The following is a 15,650-nucleotide window of genomic DNA, read 5'->3' on the forward strand; positions in this document are numbered from 1 at the left end:
GACGACTGAGCGACCAAAATCTCAGTCGCCATGCGAATACTCACTCTACTAGCTGCTGCAGCCGCAATCTCTCTTGTCGGTTGCCCGTCGTCTCCTTCTGCGATCTCGATGATCGGCGATGCTTCCAAGGTTTCAGCGAAGGAAGATGCCGCCCCGGTGGCTGCGCATGTGCAGCAATCGCTGAGCGATAATCTTGCAAAGCGAGGCTTGTCGACGGAGCTGCATGGAGCCTGGCAGGTTCTGCATGGCATCCTGGCTTACGGCCAAGACTTTACTTTACAAACCGGTCGGGGATCGCAGCCTGCGGTCGACTATCTGCTCAGCGGTGGTGCATTGGATGGTTTTAATCCGCGGGCAGGTGACATGATCGGATCGCCCCCGCGTCGTGGCGTGCGAGTCGAATTGCAGCCTGACAGCAAGATTGGACAAGGCCACCGCGATCAGTGGTTGGCCGTAATTTTGCAAAGCGGTGTCAGCGAAGACGACTCGATCACCACGGTTGATGGTGACTACACGATTCGCGATTGGATCAATCAAACGCAATTCGACGTTCCGCTGAATTTGGAAACGGAGTTTAGCTGGACGTTGATAGCGCTCACCGCACTGGACCCTACGACTCAAACCTGGGTCGCCCGAGACGGAGAGACGTACAGCACCGAACTGTTGTTGCAGTCCGAAGTTCAGCAGTATCAAGAAAGTGCTCAGTCAGGCGCTTGTGGCGGAACTCACCGCTTGATCGGAATCGCGATGGCACTGAATAAACGCCGCGCCGAGAAGCTGCCAATGGATGGCGTATGGGCAGAAGCTGAGCAAGTCGTCAGCGACGCGATCGAAGTCGCAAGGCAGAACCAGAACCCCGACGGATCCTATTCCACGTCCTATTTTCATCGACAAGGCTGGACCAGGGATTTGGGCGAATCGCTAGGAACGACCGGGCATGTGCTTGAGCTTTTGGCGATCGCTGCCCCTCAAGAAACGCTCAGTCAGCCTTGGATTGAACGTACCGCCAGACGCTTGTGCGAAATCTTAGACCAATGCGAAGGCATCGATCTGGAATGCGGTGTGCTCTATCACGCGTTGCACGGACTGGCCGAATTTCAAAAGCGAAGCGTGCAGGATTGAGTCGTTCTGATGTCTTTCATCAAACGCTAGATGTAAAACATGGTTTCATCACCATGGCGACTGCGTTCAACCAAGTCGCCCAGCGTGACGCGTTCGAGAACGCCGCGTGATGCCTCGGCTGCTTCTTCCCACGACCGTTGCAGCAGTTCGCCAGCCTTGGTCGTTTTGGTTCCCGTCTGGCAACCTGATTCCTGGCAACCGACCGCTTCGGCGATATCGAGCAAAGTGATTTCGTTAGGATCAACGGCCAATCGGTAGCCTCCCTGGCTGCCGCGGATGCTCTGAACCCATCCGACAGATCGCAGCGTGCGCAGGATTTGAACCAGAAAGGGGCCCGGCACTCCGTGACGATCCGTGATCTCACGAACCGCGACCGGCGCGTCATCGCCAGCGCGAACCGACAGCTCCAGCATTGCCAAGCAAGCGTAATGGACTCGAGCAGAAATCACCATATTTGACCTCTAGTCGTGGAGTCCACATTCGGTTTTCTTAAATCCGGCCCACCGGCCCGCTCGCTCATCTTCGCCTAGCGTCACGGCGCGTGTGCACGGCCAGCAGCCAACGCTTGGATAGCCTTTGTCGTGCAGTGGGTTGTACGGAATGTTTTCTTTGGTGATCAGACTCCAAACGTCTTTCTTGGTCCAATTCGCAAGCGGGCTGATCTTGACCAGCTGGAACTTGCTGTCCCAACCCACGATAGGAGCTTTCGCGCGAAACTCACTTTGGTCCCGGCGAATCGCACTCGCCCACGCATGCCAACCTTTGGCTGACTCGCGGAGTACTTTTAGCTTGCGATCACCGCAGCAACGTGTTGGATCCGTCTTGTAGACCGGGCCACCGTTGGCGGCTTCGTACTCTTGGACCGTTTGATCTGGGTACTTGAATTCGACTTCGATGCCGTAACGCTGCTTGACAGTTTCGCGAAGCTCGAGTGTTTCGTCGAACTGATATCCTGTTTCCAAATTAAAGATCGGTGTCTCGGGGGCGATCTTGGACAGCATGTGGATGATGGTCATGCCCTCTGGGCCAAACGCAGTCGCCATCGTGAACTTGGGCGCAAAACGCTCAACCGCCCAGCTCAAAACTTCCTGCGGCGTCGACGATTCCAGCTTGTCGCTATCGGCCGCCAACTCAGCCAGGAACTCATCGGTGGGAACCAACGGTGGATCCGCGGCCAACGCCCCTCGAGGCTCGCCGTCATCATCTGGGGACAGCACATTGAGTGAAGCTGGTTGGGTTGGCTTGGCGTTACCGCTTTGCGGCACCGGAATCTTCGACTCGCTCATAGTGGGCTCAATGGCCGAAAGGCGTGTGGACGAGAGTATTTGACGATAACGTGCGGCAGACATCCAAAATTCTTCAATCGGCTCGCAATGAGTGATACAGTACAAACATGATCACATTAGTCAAGTATGTTCATCGGCCACGGTGCCCCGCCAATTGAGCGATTTTGGCTCGATCGAGGGGCTTAACCACGTTTTGGAGCCAATTTGCACGCGCCAAGCCGGCTCGGGGCGTCTAAGTTGGACTCTTGAGGAAGGTGATTTGCAGGTTTCGCACTACTTCTAATCGGCTCTTTTTTATGTCACGACTAGCTTCAGCCGCGTTTTCGCCGCTCATCATTGCAACGTCCATCTCCAGTCTGTGGATCGCCGGCATCGGCTGTCCGTCGACGCTGAACGCCGAGCTGCCTCCTACCGATACGATTGAGCTGCGCGGCGGCGGGCAACTCGCCGGCAAAGTCCTGCGACAAGTCGAAACGCCCGAAGGCGGGTTCGTGTCCGTGCAGGTCGATGACGGGATCAGTGTCGCGATCGAAAAGGCTCGCGTTACACGGGTACGGACGGCGGACGAGCTTGCGAAGTACTCACAGCTCGCAGAAGCCGCCGGAGACGACCCAGAGAAGCACTATTTATTGGGGAAATGGTGCACTGCAAATCATTTGTCGCAGCAGCGGTTGTTTCACTATCAGCGCGCGATCACATTAAATCCCGAACACAATCTGGCTCGCGCGGCATTGGACTACGTCCGTGACGAGCGCGGAAACTGGATCCCCTACGCCGTCCAACAGCGGAATCGCGGATTGATCTGGGCCAAGGGTGGCTGGAAATTTCCCGAAGTGGTTGCCAAGGATCGGTTTCAAGATGAAGCCAATGTGAAGGCCAGCAAGTGGATCAAGCAAGTCGCGCAGCTGCGAAGCCAGTTTCTGGGGCGAGGCAAGAAACAGCAAGAAGCCTGGCAAGAGATCCAGGGCATTCGCGACCCGCTTGCCGCAGGGGCGATTGCGGGCGAGTTTGAAAAATCGCGTGGCAAAAATATCCAGCCCCGTGCACTGCGTTTGGAATGGGTCAAACTGCTGGGACGTTTTCGCAACTCAGTCTCGGTGCGTTCATTGGTGCTTGCCGGAATCGATGAACCCGATGCCGTCGTGCGCGAAGCTGCGTTGGCGGAACTAAAAAAATACGGCTGGGACTCTGCGATCGCCACGTACGTACCCATGTTGGCGCCCAAGAACAGCAGCGACAATGTGCGACGTGCGCTGAGAGGTTTGACGTATTTTCCTCAGTCCCACCTCGCGATGACTTACGTCAATGCGTTGATCACCACGCACATGCAAGTCGTGCCCCAGGGCCCCGGCATTTCGACCGGGTTTAGCGACACCGGCAGCAGCGGTTTCACGACGGGGTCTGACAACAAACCCAAACCTGTCCGGCGGAAAAACACGGATGCGTTGACGCTGCTGAAAATGATCGAACCCGATGTTGACTACGGTTTCAATCAGCAGGCGTGGCGTGAATATTTCGCCGCAAAATTGACCGCGTACCGTGGCAACTTACGTCGAGATCCGTAGGCTGGCCGCCATTATGATTGAAACAGCGTCGGCAACATGCGGTCAAACTGTCCTCGTGTCAGCACCGATTCGATCCCAGCCGATTTGGCGGCATCTAATTTGGCCACCTGCACGTGCGGCCCGTAGGCGATCACCTTGGCGTCGGCACACAGATTGGCACACTGCTCTGGCAAATCGCCAGTCAGTTTGCTCATCGTTGCCAAGTCCAAAATCACGTAGCGAATAACGCCCCCTGCATCTTCGGGCAATCGTCCGCTCAATTTGAATTCCAGTCCCGCATTTTCGGCCGCTCCGCGCACACGCGAGGCAAACATCAAATCGCCGGAAAGGAAGACAACAACGCCCGAAAAATCTGCTTCGGGCGTTTGGGGGTGGGGTTGCTCGTTCACTTAAGCACGTTTCTCGACTTCGCCCTTCATGAACTTCAAACCTTCGCTGGCCAGCGTGATTTCGTCCTTGTACATCCGACGCCAGATTTTGGTTGCGGCAGCAATTTCGGGAAGTGACAACCCGAACGCTTCGATCACCATCCAGCTATCGTAGCCGCTTTTGCTGATCGCATCAAAGTTGTCATCCCATCGTACGATGCCCGCACCTGGGGTGCTGCGATCATTTTCGCTGATGTGGATGTGGACCAGTTTGTCACCGCCAGCACTGACCGCATCGGCAATCGATTTTTCTTCGATATTGCTGTGGAAAGTGTCGTACATCATGCCGCAGGCAGGGTGATCGACTTCGCGCACAAAACGCGCCGAGTCGGCATGCGTGTTCAAGAAGTAACACTCAAATCGGTTCAGTGCTTCGACGCCCAATTGCACGCCGACTTTGCCCGCATGCTCAGCGACAGCCCGCATGCTTTCGACGCCCCATTTCCATTCGTCTTCGGTCGGGCCTTCGCCGCTGAAGTATCCGATCGCGGAATGGTAAGGGCCAACAAGTGTCTCAACACCCGCCGCAGCACAACAGTCGAGAGTCTTTTTAGTCAGCTCCACCCCTTTGGCGCGAATCGCTGCGTCCGGTGAAATCGGGTTGTCTTCTTCGCCACGAATTGTCACCGCGGTGCGGCCTAGCCCCATGTCGTCGAGGTGTTTTCCCAACCCGGCGTAGTCCAAATCCAAGTTGAACATCGGCAATTCGACGCCATCGTAGCCGACGTCTTTCAGTTGTTTGCAAACTGGCAGTAGTTCATCGGTGACTTCGCCGGACCAAAGCAACAAGTTCATTCCGTATTTCATTCGTCTCTCACAAAAAAATCATTGGATAACGTGAGCCGCTGGCGCTAGCCACGGGCTATCCACCAACACCTGGGGGACTCACCGTCGGCTCACGAGCAAATTATTCAGAAAAAAGCCGCGAAGGGAACCGACCCATCTGGCGGCGTTAACAATCGTTCTCGACGAGATTCTATCAGTTTCGACGCTCCAGGGAGCCAGTCGAGTAGGGAATCAGGAAGCGGTGCCAATTTCACTCGCTTCATCACTTGGTTCAGACGAAACAGAAGCCGGTCGTGCTCTAGGTAGTCGAACAGGAACCGCATCTCCACAAAACGCCCCACCGTTGCTTGTAGTTCGTCGGTTGGCTTACCCGTGATCTGATTCACGCATCGCTGAATGTCCTGGTGCGAGACGTCATCAAGCATCGCATAGTACCGCTCGCCGATCGATGGATCATCGCGAATCCAAAACGCGTCCAGCAGCATTTCAATCAGAATGTGGCCGACAAAGGTAGGCCGGAATCCAGCGTCACCGGGCAACAGGTCACGTAGTTCAACTGCCAGCCGCATGTTTGTTTCGACAAACGCTTGCGTGCCGTGGAACCACTTGTCGTCTTCGATATGACGAATGATTCCCGAAGCAACCAGTCGAAGCGATTCATCGTCGCTATCGAGAAACTGCGAGGCTAATTTGCCGCGTGCGCGAATCTTGCGATCCACCACACTTAACCAGTCCGGCACCGCCGTACAAGAAGCCAACAACGGAGTGTCAAAATAAGGCATCGCATGGCAAAGGAAATTCATGCCGTCAGCGTATCAGTATTTCGCCTTTTTCTCCACAGCCGACGGCTTGAACCAGGGCAAGTCACTTTTTGAAAATGGGGCAACTGCTAGCGGAACGGCGCGAGCCGTCCGGTGCGTCAAAGACTGGATGGCTTGTGCTATTTCGCTAAAAACAAACCTCGACTCTTCGGAAATTGATTCGCCCTGTGCTTGAAACGGCACCGGCGGCTATGGATATATTCCGCCGCTAAATTACAGTGTTCCTTCCATGGGCCTTTGTTTCGTTTGTGATTCAGGTGTTTTCAATGTGTCGTCAGTTGTCACTGTTTCTATTACTGCTTTTCGTTAGTTTATCCACCGCGAGTGGCGACGAATTGCCAACACTCTTGTTTGATGACGTCGTCGTCAATGAAGGGGAAGCGGTTACGTTACAGCTGCGGTTATCTGCACCCTCCTCTCATCCGGTACGTCTAACTGCATCGACTCGATTTGGAAACGCGATTTCCGGCCGCGATTTTGCCTCCAAGTCCCAAAGGATTACCTTTGCGCCCGGCGTTACTGAAATGTCAGTGTCTTTCCAGACCAAAGAAGATGATATCGATGAACCAGACCAGTTCTTTTGGGTCTTCTTTCGCAATCCACAACGAGTGGATTTGGTATCGAATCGAGCTCGTGTGACGATCCGTGACAATGACGCCGAGCCGACGATTCGTTTTGATCGCACCGTTCAGTCTTTTGTCGAAGGAACAAATGGCGGCATCACGAAGGCGAACATTCGCGTCCGGCTAAGCCATCGTAGCGAAAAGAAAATTCGGTTCACCGTTCACACCGCCCCCAATACGGCAACGGAACTTGAGTTTTCGCCCGTTGCCCAGCGCGTGCTCTTTCAATCCGCGGGAATTGTTTTCAATTACGTGGTCAACCTCGTTCCCGATTCGGATCTGGAGGGGCGGCAGCAGTTCTATTTGTACATGCGCAATCCTTCCAACGCAGAACTTGTGTTGGACGATCCAGAGGCCGATCGAATTCGCACAACGATTCGAATTCTAGATGACGATCATCTGGTCATTCCCGCACCTATCGATCCAGCTAGTAGTTTTGCCTGGATTGGCACATTTGGGCGACGGTTTACCGATGCGGAACTGGACGCGATTGCGACCAATACCAAATTTGTCGTGTTGGCAAAATTTCACGCATTCTTCGATATCGAAACTCACAACGAAGAAACGGAACTGCTCAGACAACGCAATTCGGAACTGAAAGTACTGCCCTATTTCAACGCGAAACACTGGTTCGTCGAAAGCCGTTGGGGGACGACGCCCGACGAAGACTGGCTGCTCAAAGACGCTGGCGGAAATTTGGTTCGTATTTCGACCGATCGTTCGGACGCCAACTATTACGATTTAAGAAACCCCGAATGCCGTGCTTGGATTTTGGCCACGATCGCACTTTGGCTGGACACGGGGCTCTATGACGGAATCGCTTTTGATTCCGCTGGCCCGATCGGCGACTACGGCGAAGCTACTTTCTGGCAAGATTTGTTAGGCGGTCAAACCGAAATCGATGCTTGGAATGCAGGGCTCGCATCCTTGCTTCAGGATACGAAGACATTGTTAAATTCGCAGGGCTACTCCGTTATTTTCAATGGCATCGGTCAGTCGAACCTGCGTGGGGCGGATCGCGACACATTCCAATTGGCATACACCGACGGAGCGCTGAACGAATCATTCGCGATCGAACCTTTCGGCATGCTTCGATCCTCGTTGCTTGACGACATTGATCTGATGCAACTTGCTGACGACAAAGTTCTGTTGATGAAAACCAACGTCTATCACGACGGTGATCAGACGCGAACAGTGCGGATGGGCCGATTCGCGTACGCGTGTTTTCTGATGGGCTGGGTGCCTGGGCAATCGTATTTCAAGTTTGGCGTCGATGATTTTTATACGACCGCGGAGTTAGAAGACTTCCCCGTTGAGCGGCAGCTGGCAATCGGATTACCGCTCGGAACCTATACGTTGGCAGACGATATTCTGCAACGAGAGTTTGAGCACTACTCCATCTATGCGAACCTTTCTGAATCCGAAAAAACGATCTCCCACGGATCGACGTCCGTCACGATTCCGTCAATGGATGCAATGTTCCTTGAACGCACGGAGTAAAAAAAAAGTTGATTTGTTTTCAACCGCTGAGCGAATACCCAGGTCGAGTGACAAAAGAACTTCAATGGGTCAACAACGTGACGCTTGTCTAAAATCTTGCATGAATAGAAACGACGAGTGTTGCACAATCCGAACATTCATCGCTGGGGATAAACTCAGGGCACTGCAAAGCAGTAGGCTGAGCAAAACATGAATCGTCATCGGCCGGACTTACTTGAAACCGGACCAAGAAGCTGACCAGTTGGTTTTCAATTCAGTTCGGGGTTAAGGGAATACTGTCGAGGCTATCAGCAACTTCGCCGCGGGGTTGGCAGCAAAGTCAGCAGATCCTAGGTGCAGAGTCCGATCGTCTAAAAATTGTCGCCATCGATTAGACCACCGAGCGAGCCTAAGATGGAACCTTCGCCTTTGCCGCCGCTACCGGCGTTCATCAGGACGCGACCAGCGAGTCTTGAGAACGGCAGGCTCTGTAGCCAGACGCGGCCGGTGCCGCGAAGTGTCGCCAGGAAGAGACCTTCACCGCCGAAGAACATGCTCTTTAGATTTCCGGCTCGTTCGATGTCGTACTGAATGTGTGGTTCAAATGCGACCAAGCAGCCCGTGTCGACTCGCAAGGTTTCGTTGTTCAGTTCGCGCTCGATCACCGTGCCGCCGGCGTGGATAAATGCCATCCCGTCGCCGACCAGTTTTTGCAGGATGAAGCCTTCGCCGCCGAAAAGTCCCGCGCCAATTTTCTTGTTGAATGCGATCGTGACTTTGGTGCCGTGCGCCGCGCAAAGAAACGCATCCTTCTGACACAAAAGATCGTTGCCTGCGATCGAAGCCAAATCGATGGGAATGATCTTACCGGGATACGGTGCCGCGAATGCAACATGACTTTTACCTTGGCCTTGGTGCGTAAAGTGAGTCATGAAAATAGACTCGCCCGTGACCGCGCGTTTTCCCGCACTAAGCACTTTGCCAAAGAACCCTTGTTCGGGTTCGGAGCCATCACCCATCTTAGTTTCAAAATGAATGCCCTCTTCCATGTAGGTCATCGCACCCGCTTCGGCGATCACTGTTTCGGCCGGATCCAGTTCGACGATCACCATCTGCATATCGTCGCCCACGATTTCGTAATCAACTTCGTGACAATACTGTCGGCTGGGTCTCGACGTCACAATCGCCTCGGCAATGGCGATCTCCGTTTCAGGCACGTCCAGAACCGATTGGCAGGATGGGCAGCGAACTCGGCGGCCAGCATATTGATCCGAGACACGAAGTTCTTTGCCACAGTCGCAGTAGAGGTTCATCGTTGAATAGTTCTGGGCTATTGGAAATGTTTCAGCGAAAAATACTCGCGGAATCAGTAACAGGCCGAAACCGCGTTGTTTGGGGGCGCTGCGATTGTGTGGTAGCAGGCAATGACAATTTGGCTGCAGCGAACGGCGTTGTACGTGAGGGAAAATCTACTTCGGGACGTTTTTTTGCCCGTCTTAGTCCTTCAGCACCGGCGATTTTTTGCATAGAATTGGTAGTAGAATAGATTCCGTGTTCCTTCTCGTTGAAAGAGAAACAATGCTTTCCCTGCAGGCGTTTCGACCCGCACTTGTTGCTCTAGCGGTTTCCCTTTTCGCGTGTAGCACGGAAGCTGCCATCGTATTCAATTTGTTCGGTCAACCCGGAACCTTCGACAACAACTCGACGGCAATGTTGACAGTTGGTGGCATCACCGCGACATTTGACGCAGGATCGGATAATCTCAACTCGAATGCAATGACGTTCGGCATTAGCGACGGCAACAATACCTCGGCAAATAATGGTGATGCAATTGGTGGTAATGAAGTGCTTACGATTACGTTTGACCAAGTTGTGAATGTGACTCAGGTGGTTGCGACGAATCTAAGTACTACCGAGCAGATTCTTGCGACGATCGGTTTAAGTCCTCAGATATCGCTTGATGATACCGGAGACGCTATAGATACGTTCAATTTTTCGTCATCAAATGAAGTGGCTGTGGGGCAGTCGTTTGTCCTTGAGGCCTCCGGGGGAGACTATAGCTTGACGAGTTTTAGTGTGACGGCAGTGCCTGAGCCTGCGTCTTTGGGGTTCCTTGCGATTGGAGGTGTGGTGCTATTGAATCGCCGTCGGCGTAGTGCCTCGAGACTACTGCCAAAGCAAGAAGCCGACGCGTCGGAACTGCCTGAGCGGTAGTCGGCTTACACAGACGTAAGATCTCTCGTTTTAGGCGAGATGGGCACAGAGCTATGGTCTGAAATCGTCGGGGGCTTATCAGTTGCCGTGGTAAGATTCTGCTTTCTGAGAAACTCATTTCTGAGCCTCGCAACTACGCCTTATTGCCAACTGGATCGAGTGAGATCGCAATCGCTTGCTGTCGGGCAGCTTTGGTTTGTGTTGCTCTCCGTTGTTGCAGCTTCGTGGGATCTGAAATACATCTAGCGCCGTCGTCTTCATCACCGAGTTTGAAGAGGAGTGTTTCGTATTCACCAAGTTCACGAGCCTTGACTCCGAGGGAACTAAGTAGGCAACGGTCAGCACACCTTCATCTATAAGCACTGCTCCACGCTATGATTGTTGTTCTGTGTGACACGGCTCGCGTAGATTTGCAGTAAGGTTGTCGAACGCCCTCAGAAAAGTGACGTTGTAGTTTCAGGATAGCCTGAAATCAGTGTCACACGAGAATGATAGTGGGTTGTGCATGGATGGAAGCTTTCGCCAAGTGAAACGCCGAGGCAGTATTTCAATATTCGTTTGCAAGCACAATTGCCGCCGAAAAGCGGCTGACAATCTGGAAAGAACAAAGGCGGAGTTGATGTCGCTCGGTGATCAAAATGACAATCCTGTCGAAGAGCACGAGTGTTTCCATGAAGATGGATCTCGTGTCGTCTACTTGCCGGTTACAAATCGGATCGCGGACCGAAAAATACGCACGCAAGCGATCATCAGTGAGTTGATCGCTAGTGATGGCGGGGAGCGGATACTGGATATTGGTGGTAACGAGTATCAATCTTTTTGTCAGGAGCAAGGCATCGAATACACGATGCTGAATCTCGCATCACCGCAGCGCACTGGAACGGGCGGCTATCACGGTGGCGGAATGACGTATGACGGTCGCACGTTACCCTTTCCTGCTGGGGAGACGTTTGACTTGGTGATCTTGAACTTTGTGCTGCATCATGCAGCTGAGAATGCCCTGCCGATTTTGCGGCAGGTGAAAGAGATTGCTGCTCGGTACGTCTTGATAGGAGAAGATCTCACTGGGATTGACTACGCCGCCAGTTGGCATGATCGAAATCATAAGCACCAGCCTGGTGGCGTGTTTCGTTCGGACCAAGAATGGCGATTGCTGTTGTCAATGTTCGGTCTGCCTGTTTTGCGTCAGTACGTCATTCGACGAGAGGACGATGTTGATCCGGGCAGGGTCTACCGTTGCATGTATTTATGTTCGGTCGATTAGTGTTCCGTTGGTGCCCTGTGCCGAATGCGGTCCGAATCGGATCGGAGGTGATTCATCTAGCCAGGCCGAAACTCTTGACGATGATCGCAACGGAAGTATGACGACCGTGTCGGCGACCATCATCAATGGGGCGAACCAGGCCGGGACGCGACATATCGCAAACAAACGGTGCAATGCGCGCACGAAAAAAACCCCTTTGTTGTCGAAACAACAAAGGGGTTTTAAAAATCTGGCAATACCTACTTTCACGCTGGTGTGCACTATCATCGGCTCGGAAAGCTTAACTACTGTGTTCGGGATGGGAACAGGTGGGACCTTTCCGATATGGTCGCCAGAAAGACTTGCCGACGGATATTTCGCCACCGACAAGCCGGTGTTTGGTAATTGATATTTGCGATTGAGACTTAAGCCCTTCTAGCAGCTGTCTGTATCCTTATACGATCCAAAGTCGGTTAGGACTTTGAGTGCGGGATATCGACGGCCAAATCTTCGCCCGTTAGTACTGGTTAGCTTAACTGGTTACCCAGCGTACACGTCCAGCCTATCAACCTGGTAGTCTTCCAGGGGGCTCTCGTTCTATTGAACAACGAGTCCTAATCTTGGAGTGGGCTTCACGCTTAGATGCTTTCAGCGTTTATCCTTTCCGAAGTTAGCTATCCAGCCGTGCCGCTAGCGCGACAACTGGTACACCAGAGCTTCGTCCAACTAAATCCTCTCGTACTAAAGTTGAATCTCCTCAAGACTCGAACGCCCACGGCAGATAGGGACCGACCTGTCTCACGACGGTCTGAACCCAGCTCACGTACCACTTTCATTGGCGAACAGCCAAACCCTTGGGAGCTTCTACACCCCCAGGATGTGATGAGCCGACATCGAGGTGCCAAACCGCATCGCCGCTGTGGACGCTCGGATGCGATAAGCCTGTTATCCCCGGAGTACCTTTTATCTGATGAGCGATAACCCTTCCATTCGGGATTACCGGATCACTAAGACCAACTTTCGTTCCTGCTCGACTTATGAGTCTCGCAGTCAAGCACACTTCTACCTTTACGCTCTACGCCTGATTGCCGACCAGGCTGAGTGTACCTTTGTACTCCTCCGTTACTCTTTGGGAGGAGACCGCCCCAGTCAAACTGCCCGACTGACACTGTCCTTCGCCCCGATTCAGGGGATCGAAGTTAGAATTAAAATATGACCAGGCTGGTATTTCAACAACGACTCCTTCGACACTAGCGTGCCGATCTCAAAGTCTCCCAGCTATCCTACACAGAACATATCTCAACCCAATATCAGCCTACAGTAAAGGTTCACGGGGTCTTTCCGTCTAACCGCGGGTACGTGGCATCTTCACCACGACTACAATTTCACCGGGTCGGTGGTTGAGACAGTGCTCAAATCGTTACGCCTTTCATGCAGGTCGGAACTTACCCGACAAGGAACTTCGCTACCTTAGGACCCTCATAGTTAGGGCCGCCGTTTACTGGGGCTTCGGTCGCGGGCTTCGCCCCGAAGGGCTAACTCTCTTCCTTAACCTACCAGCACCGGGCAGGCGTCAGTCTCTATACATCCACTTGCGTGTTAGCAGAGACCTGTGTTTTTGATAAACAGTCGTTAGAGCCGATTTTCTGTGGCCTCTCTCAGCGTGAACCAAAAGAGGCGCCCCTTATCGCGAACTTACGGGGCCATTTTGCAGAGTTCCTTAACCACCGTTCTCCCGAGCGCCTTAGAATTCTCATCTCGCCTACCTGTGTCAGTTTTAGTACGGTTAGCTGTATGCATAACTTAGCTGCTTTTCTTGGACGTCCTTCCAATGACTTCGAGAACTTAAACGCTCTCGAGCTCAACCTTGGCTTATGTCGGGTGATTTAGTCCCCAACACCTCAGTTTTCGCTACGGACATTTCTAGTCGTACCGCTCACTTTTCGGACGCCGTCCCAGCATCGAACATACAGCCAGCGCAGGAATGTTGACCTGCTATCCATCGTCTACGCCTTTCGGCCTTGACTAAGGGACCGGCTAACCCTGGGCGGAATTGCCTTCCCCAGGAAACCTTAGGCTTTCGGCGAACAGGATTCTCACCTGTTTTATCGTTACTCATTCCGGCATAATCACCCGATAGACCCGACACCACTCGTTACCGTATGGCTTGTTTCTGTCTATCGGCGCTCTCCTACCACTCTAGATAAATCTAGAATCCGCTGCTTCGGTGTACTACTTACTCCCGTTCATTATCGGCGCAGAAATGCTCGACTGGTAAGCTGTTACGCACTTTTTAAATGGTGGCTGCTTCTAAGCCAACATCCCAGCTGTCACGGCACTTCAACTTCCTTAGTGACTAAGTAGTCCTTCGGGACCTTAGCAGGCGATCTGGGTTGTTTCCCTCTCGACCCTGGAGCTTATCCCCCAGGGACTGACTGCCGAGATAATTTTACCGGTATTCGGAGTTTGGTTCGGTGAGGTACCCCGGGAAGGGCCCCCATCCGATTCAGTATCTCTACCCCCGGTAAATAGTGGCTCGACGCTATCCCTCAAGATATTTCGGAGAGAACGAGCTATCTGCTGGTTTGATTACACTTTCAGTCCTCCCCACAAGTCATCCCCTCAGTTTTCAACCTAAGTGGGTTCGGTCCTCCACGCAGTTTAACCCGCGCTTCAACCTGCTCATGGGTAGATCACACAGCTTTCGCGTCTGCAGCATACGACCAATTTTCGCCCTATTCAGACTCGGTTTCCCTTGGGCTTCGTCCCGTAAAGACTTAACCAAGCCGCATACCACAACTCGCCGGATCATTATGCAAAAGGCACGCCGTCACCCGTGACGTAAACGCCATAGGGCTCCGACCGCTTGTAGGCACATGGTTTCAGGTTCACTATCCTCCCCTAGACGGGGTTCTTCTCACCATTCACTCACGCTACTGGTTCGCTATCGGTCATTAAAGAGTATTTAGCCTTACGGAATGGTCTCCGTGGATTCAGTCCAGGTTTCACGTGACTGGACCTACTCAGGTGCTCCTACTGTGACTACTTACTTTCGTATACGGGACTGTTACCCTCTGTGGTGATCCTTTCCAGAATCTTCTACTAGCAGCAATCAATCAGATGTTGGAGTCCTACAACCCCTCGGAGGAAACCTCCAAGGTTTGGGCTGTTCCGCTTTCGCTCGCCGCTACTTACGGAATCGATTTTTCTTTCTCTTCCTCTGGTTACTTAGATGTTTCAGTTCACCAGGTTGTTACGTGCCTGCCTATGTATTCAGCAGGCCGTTTTCAGGAATCCCGGGATCATAGCTTGTTTGTCAGCTCCCCCAGGCATTTCGCAGACTTCCACGCCCTTCTCACTTTTAATGCCAAGACATCCCCCATGTGCCCTTAGTAATTTGGCCGTCGAAATCCCGAACTCAATACTTAAGCCAAGTGACTTAAGCACCAAAATCGCAATCGCGAGCAGTTTCATTACTGAACGATATCACATGTGTTGGTTACCAATCATGTCGGACCTAAGACCGACGACGTCTTTGAGATATCCAGCAGGAGTAACTCAAAGCCTCAAGGTAACCACGTTGCACAGAATCCTATAAGAATACATTTGCGTTGAATCACAAATTGTGAAGTGACTCAACGACGCTACTTAAAGAACTTGTATCTTTAAAAACAACAAACTCAATCGATTCACCTCGACCTAAGTCTTGGTTCATCTCATAAGCATATTGCTCAATCAGATGCCAATTACCAAACAACCAAATTGTTAAAAATCAATTACTTGTTGATCAGCAGACCCGGAGGCCAGATCCCAACAAGGGACGCTGCGGTGAGCAGCCGGGCGACTTCAAACAACGAAGTCAGCCGGTTGTTCACAACAAGTGAGGCGGGAAGATAGCGATGCTAAATCCTGTCGTCAAGTGTCAGGTGAGATAATTCTCAAATGATTTTCTTGGCGACTGCCTCCGAGTCTTTCGCGGTCATTCGACTGAGTTTGTTACCTCGATCGAAGCCTGGCAAGACTCGAGCTGCAAGCTTGTCAGTCCGTGTCGCGGAGGTGACTTGCTTGCGAGAAGAGAAAGAT

At 52.6% G+C, this 15,650-nt stretch carries 11 protein-coding genes and 2 rRNA genes; 5 read left to right on the top strand and 8 right to left on the bottom strand.

Going from position 1 to position 15,650, the window contains the following annotated elements:
- Positions 1 to 30: 30 nt before the first annotated feature.
- The gene (locus K239x_RS07445) at positions 31 to 1,122 is read left to right on the top strand and encodes an ADP-ribosylation factor-directed GTPase activating protein isoform b (protein ID WP_419189784.1); all 1,092 of its coding nucleotides are present in this window, start codon (positions 31 to 33) and stop codon (positions 1,120 to 1,122) included.
- Between the two features lie 26 nt (positions 1,123 to 1,148).
- Here K239x_RS07445 and K239x_RS07450 read toward each other — a convergent pair whose 3' ends face one another.
- Together K239x_RS07450 and K239x_RS07455 are read right to left on the bottom strand one after the other, a co-directional pair.
- A complete protein-coding gene (locus tag K239x_RS07450; protein ID WP_145417155.1) occupies positions 1,149 to 1,574 on the bottom strand; it encodes an Rrf2 family transcriptional regulator in 426 nt (141 codons plus the stop codon).
- Positions 1,575 to 1,583: 9 nt separating this feature from the next.
- Positions 1,584 to 2,408, bottom strand: coding sequence for a phosphoadenylyl-sulfate reductase (locus K239x_RS07455; protein WP_145417157.1), 825 nt, complete (start codon positions 2,406 to 2,408; stop codon positions 1,584 to 1,586).
- A gap of 296 nt (positions 2,409 to 2,704) precedes the next feature.
- On the opposite strand from K239x_RS07455, the gene K239x_RS07460 reads away from it, so the two are divergent.
- The gene (locus tag K239x_RS07460) at positions 2,705 to 3,973 is read left to right on the top strand and encodes a HEAT repeat domain-containing protein (protein ID WP_145417159.1); all 1,269 of its coding nucleotides are present in this window, start codon (positions 2,705 to 2,707) and stop codon (positions 3,971 to 3,973) included.
- Between the two features lie 11 nt (positions 3,974 to 3,984).
- Here the strand turns inward: K239x_RS07460 and K239x_RS07465 are convergent, their stop codons facing one another.
- The 3 genes from K239x_RS07465 to K239x_RS07475 form a co-directional block, all read right to left on the bottom strand.
- Positions 3,985 to 4,362, bottom strand: a complete 378-nt coding sequence (locus tag K239x_RS07465) for a histidine kinase (protein WP_419189785.1) — start codon at positions 4,360 to 4,362, stop codon at positions 3,985 to 3,987.
- Entirely contained in the window at positions 4,363 to 5,208 is an 846-nt protein-coding gene (locus K239x_RS07470) for a sugar phosphate isomerase/epimerase family protein (RefSeq protein WP_145417161.1), read from the bottom strand. It abuts the gene before it with no gap.
- 104 nt (positions 5,209 to 5,312) lie between these two features.
- Positions 5,313 to 5,969 carry a hypothetical protein gene (locus K239x_RS07475; protein WP_419189786.1) on the bottom strand — a complete coding sequence of 219 codons (657 nt, stop codon included), beginning with the start codon at positions 5,967 to 5,969 and terminating at the stop codon, positions 5,313 to 5,315.
- 305 nt (positions 5,970 to 6,274) lie between these two features.
- Between K239x_RS07475 and K239x_RS07480 the strand changes: the two genes are divergently transcribed.
- Positions 6,275 to 8,131, top strand: coding sequence for a Calx-beta domain-containing protein (locus K239x_RS07480; RefSeq protein ID WP_419190057.1), 1,857 nt, complete (start codon positions 6,275 to 6,277; stop codon positions 8,129 to 8,131).
- Positions 8,132 to 8,481: 350 nt separating this feature from the next.
- On the opposite strand, the gene K239x_RS07485 is transcribed toward K239x_RS07480, so the two are convergent.
- The gene (locus tag K239x_RS07485; RefSeq protein ID WP_145417167.1) at positions 8,482 to 9,423 is read right to left on the bottom strand and encodes a TIGR00266 family protein; all 942 of its coding nucleotides are present in this window, start codon (positions 9,421 to 9,423) and stop codon (positions 8,482 to 8,484) included.
- Between the two features lie 238 nt (positions 9,424 to 9,661).
- Here K239x_RS07485 and K239x_RS07490 point away from each other — a divergent pair, with 238 nt between their 5' ends.
- Together K239x_RS07490 and K239x_RS07495 are read left to right on the top strand one after the other, a co-directional pair.
- Entirely contained in the window at positions 9,662 to 10,324 is a 663-nt protein-coding gene (locus K239x_RS07490; RefSeq protein WP_145417169.1) for a PEP-CTERM sorting domain-containing protein, read from the top strand.
- Positions 10,325 to 10,943: 619 nt separating this feature from the next.
- Positions 10,944 to 11,588, top strand: coding sequence for a class I SAM-dependent methyltransferase (locus tag K239x_RS07495; protein WP_145417171.1), 645 nt, complete (start codon positions 10,944 to 10,946; stop codon positions 11,586 to 11,588).
- 227 nt (positions 11,589 to 11,815) lie between these two features.
- On the opposite strand, the gene rrf is transcribed toward K239x_RS07495, so the two are convergent.
- Together rrf and K239x_RS07505 are read right to left on the bottom strand one after the other, a co-directional pair.
- Positions 11,816 to 11,924: ribosomal RNA gene (gene rrf / locus K239x_RS07500) — 5S ribosomal RNA — on the bottom strand.
- Between the two features lie 141 nt (positions 11,925 to 12,065).
- Positions 12,066 to 14,970, bottom strand: a 23S ribosomal RNA gene (locus K239x_RS07505).
- Positions 14,971 to 15,650: the final 680 nt, after the last annotated feature.

Origin of the sequence: Stieleria marina, from assembly GCA_007741555.1 — a bacterium.
GTDB lineage: Bacteria > Planctomycetota > Planctomycetia > Pirellulales > Pirellulaceae > K23-9.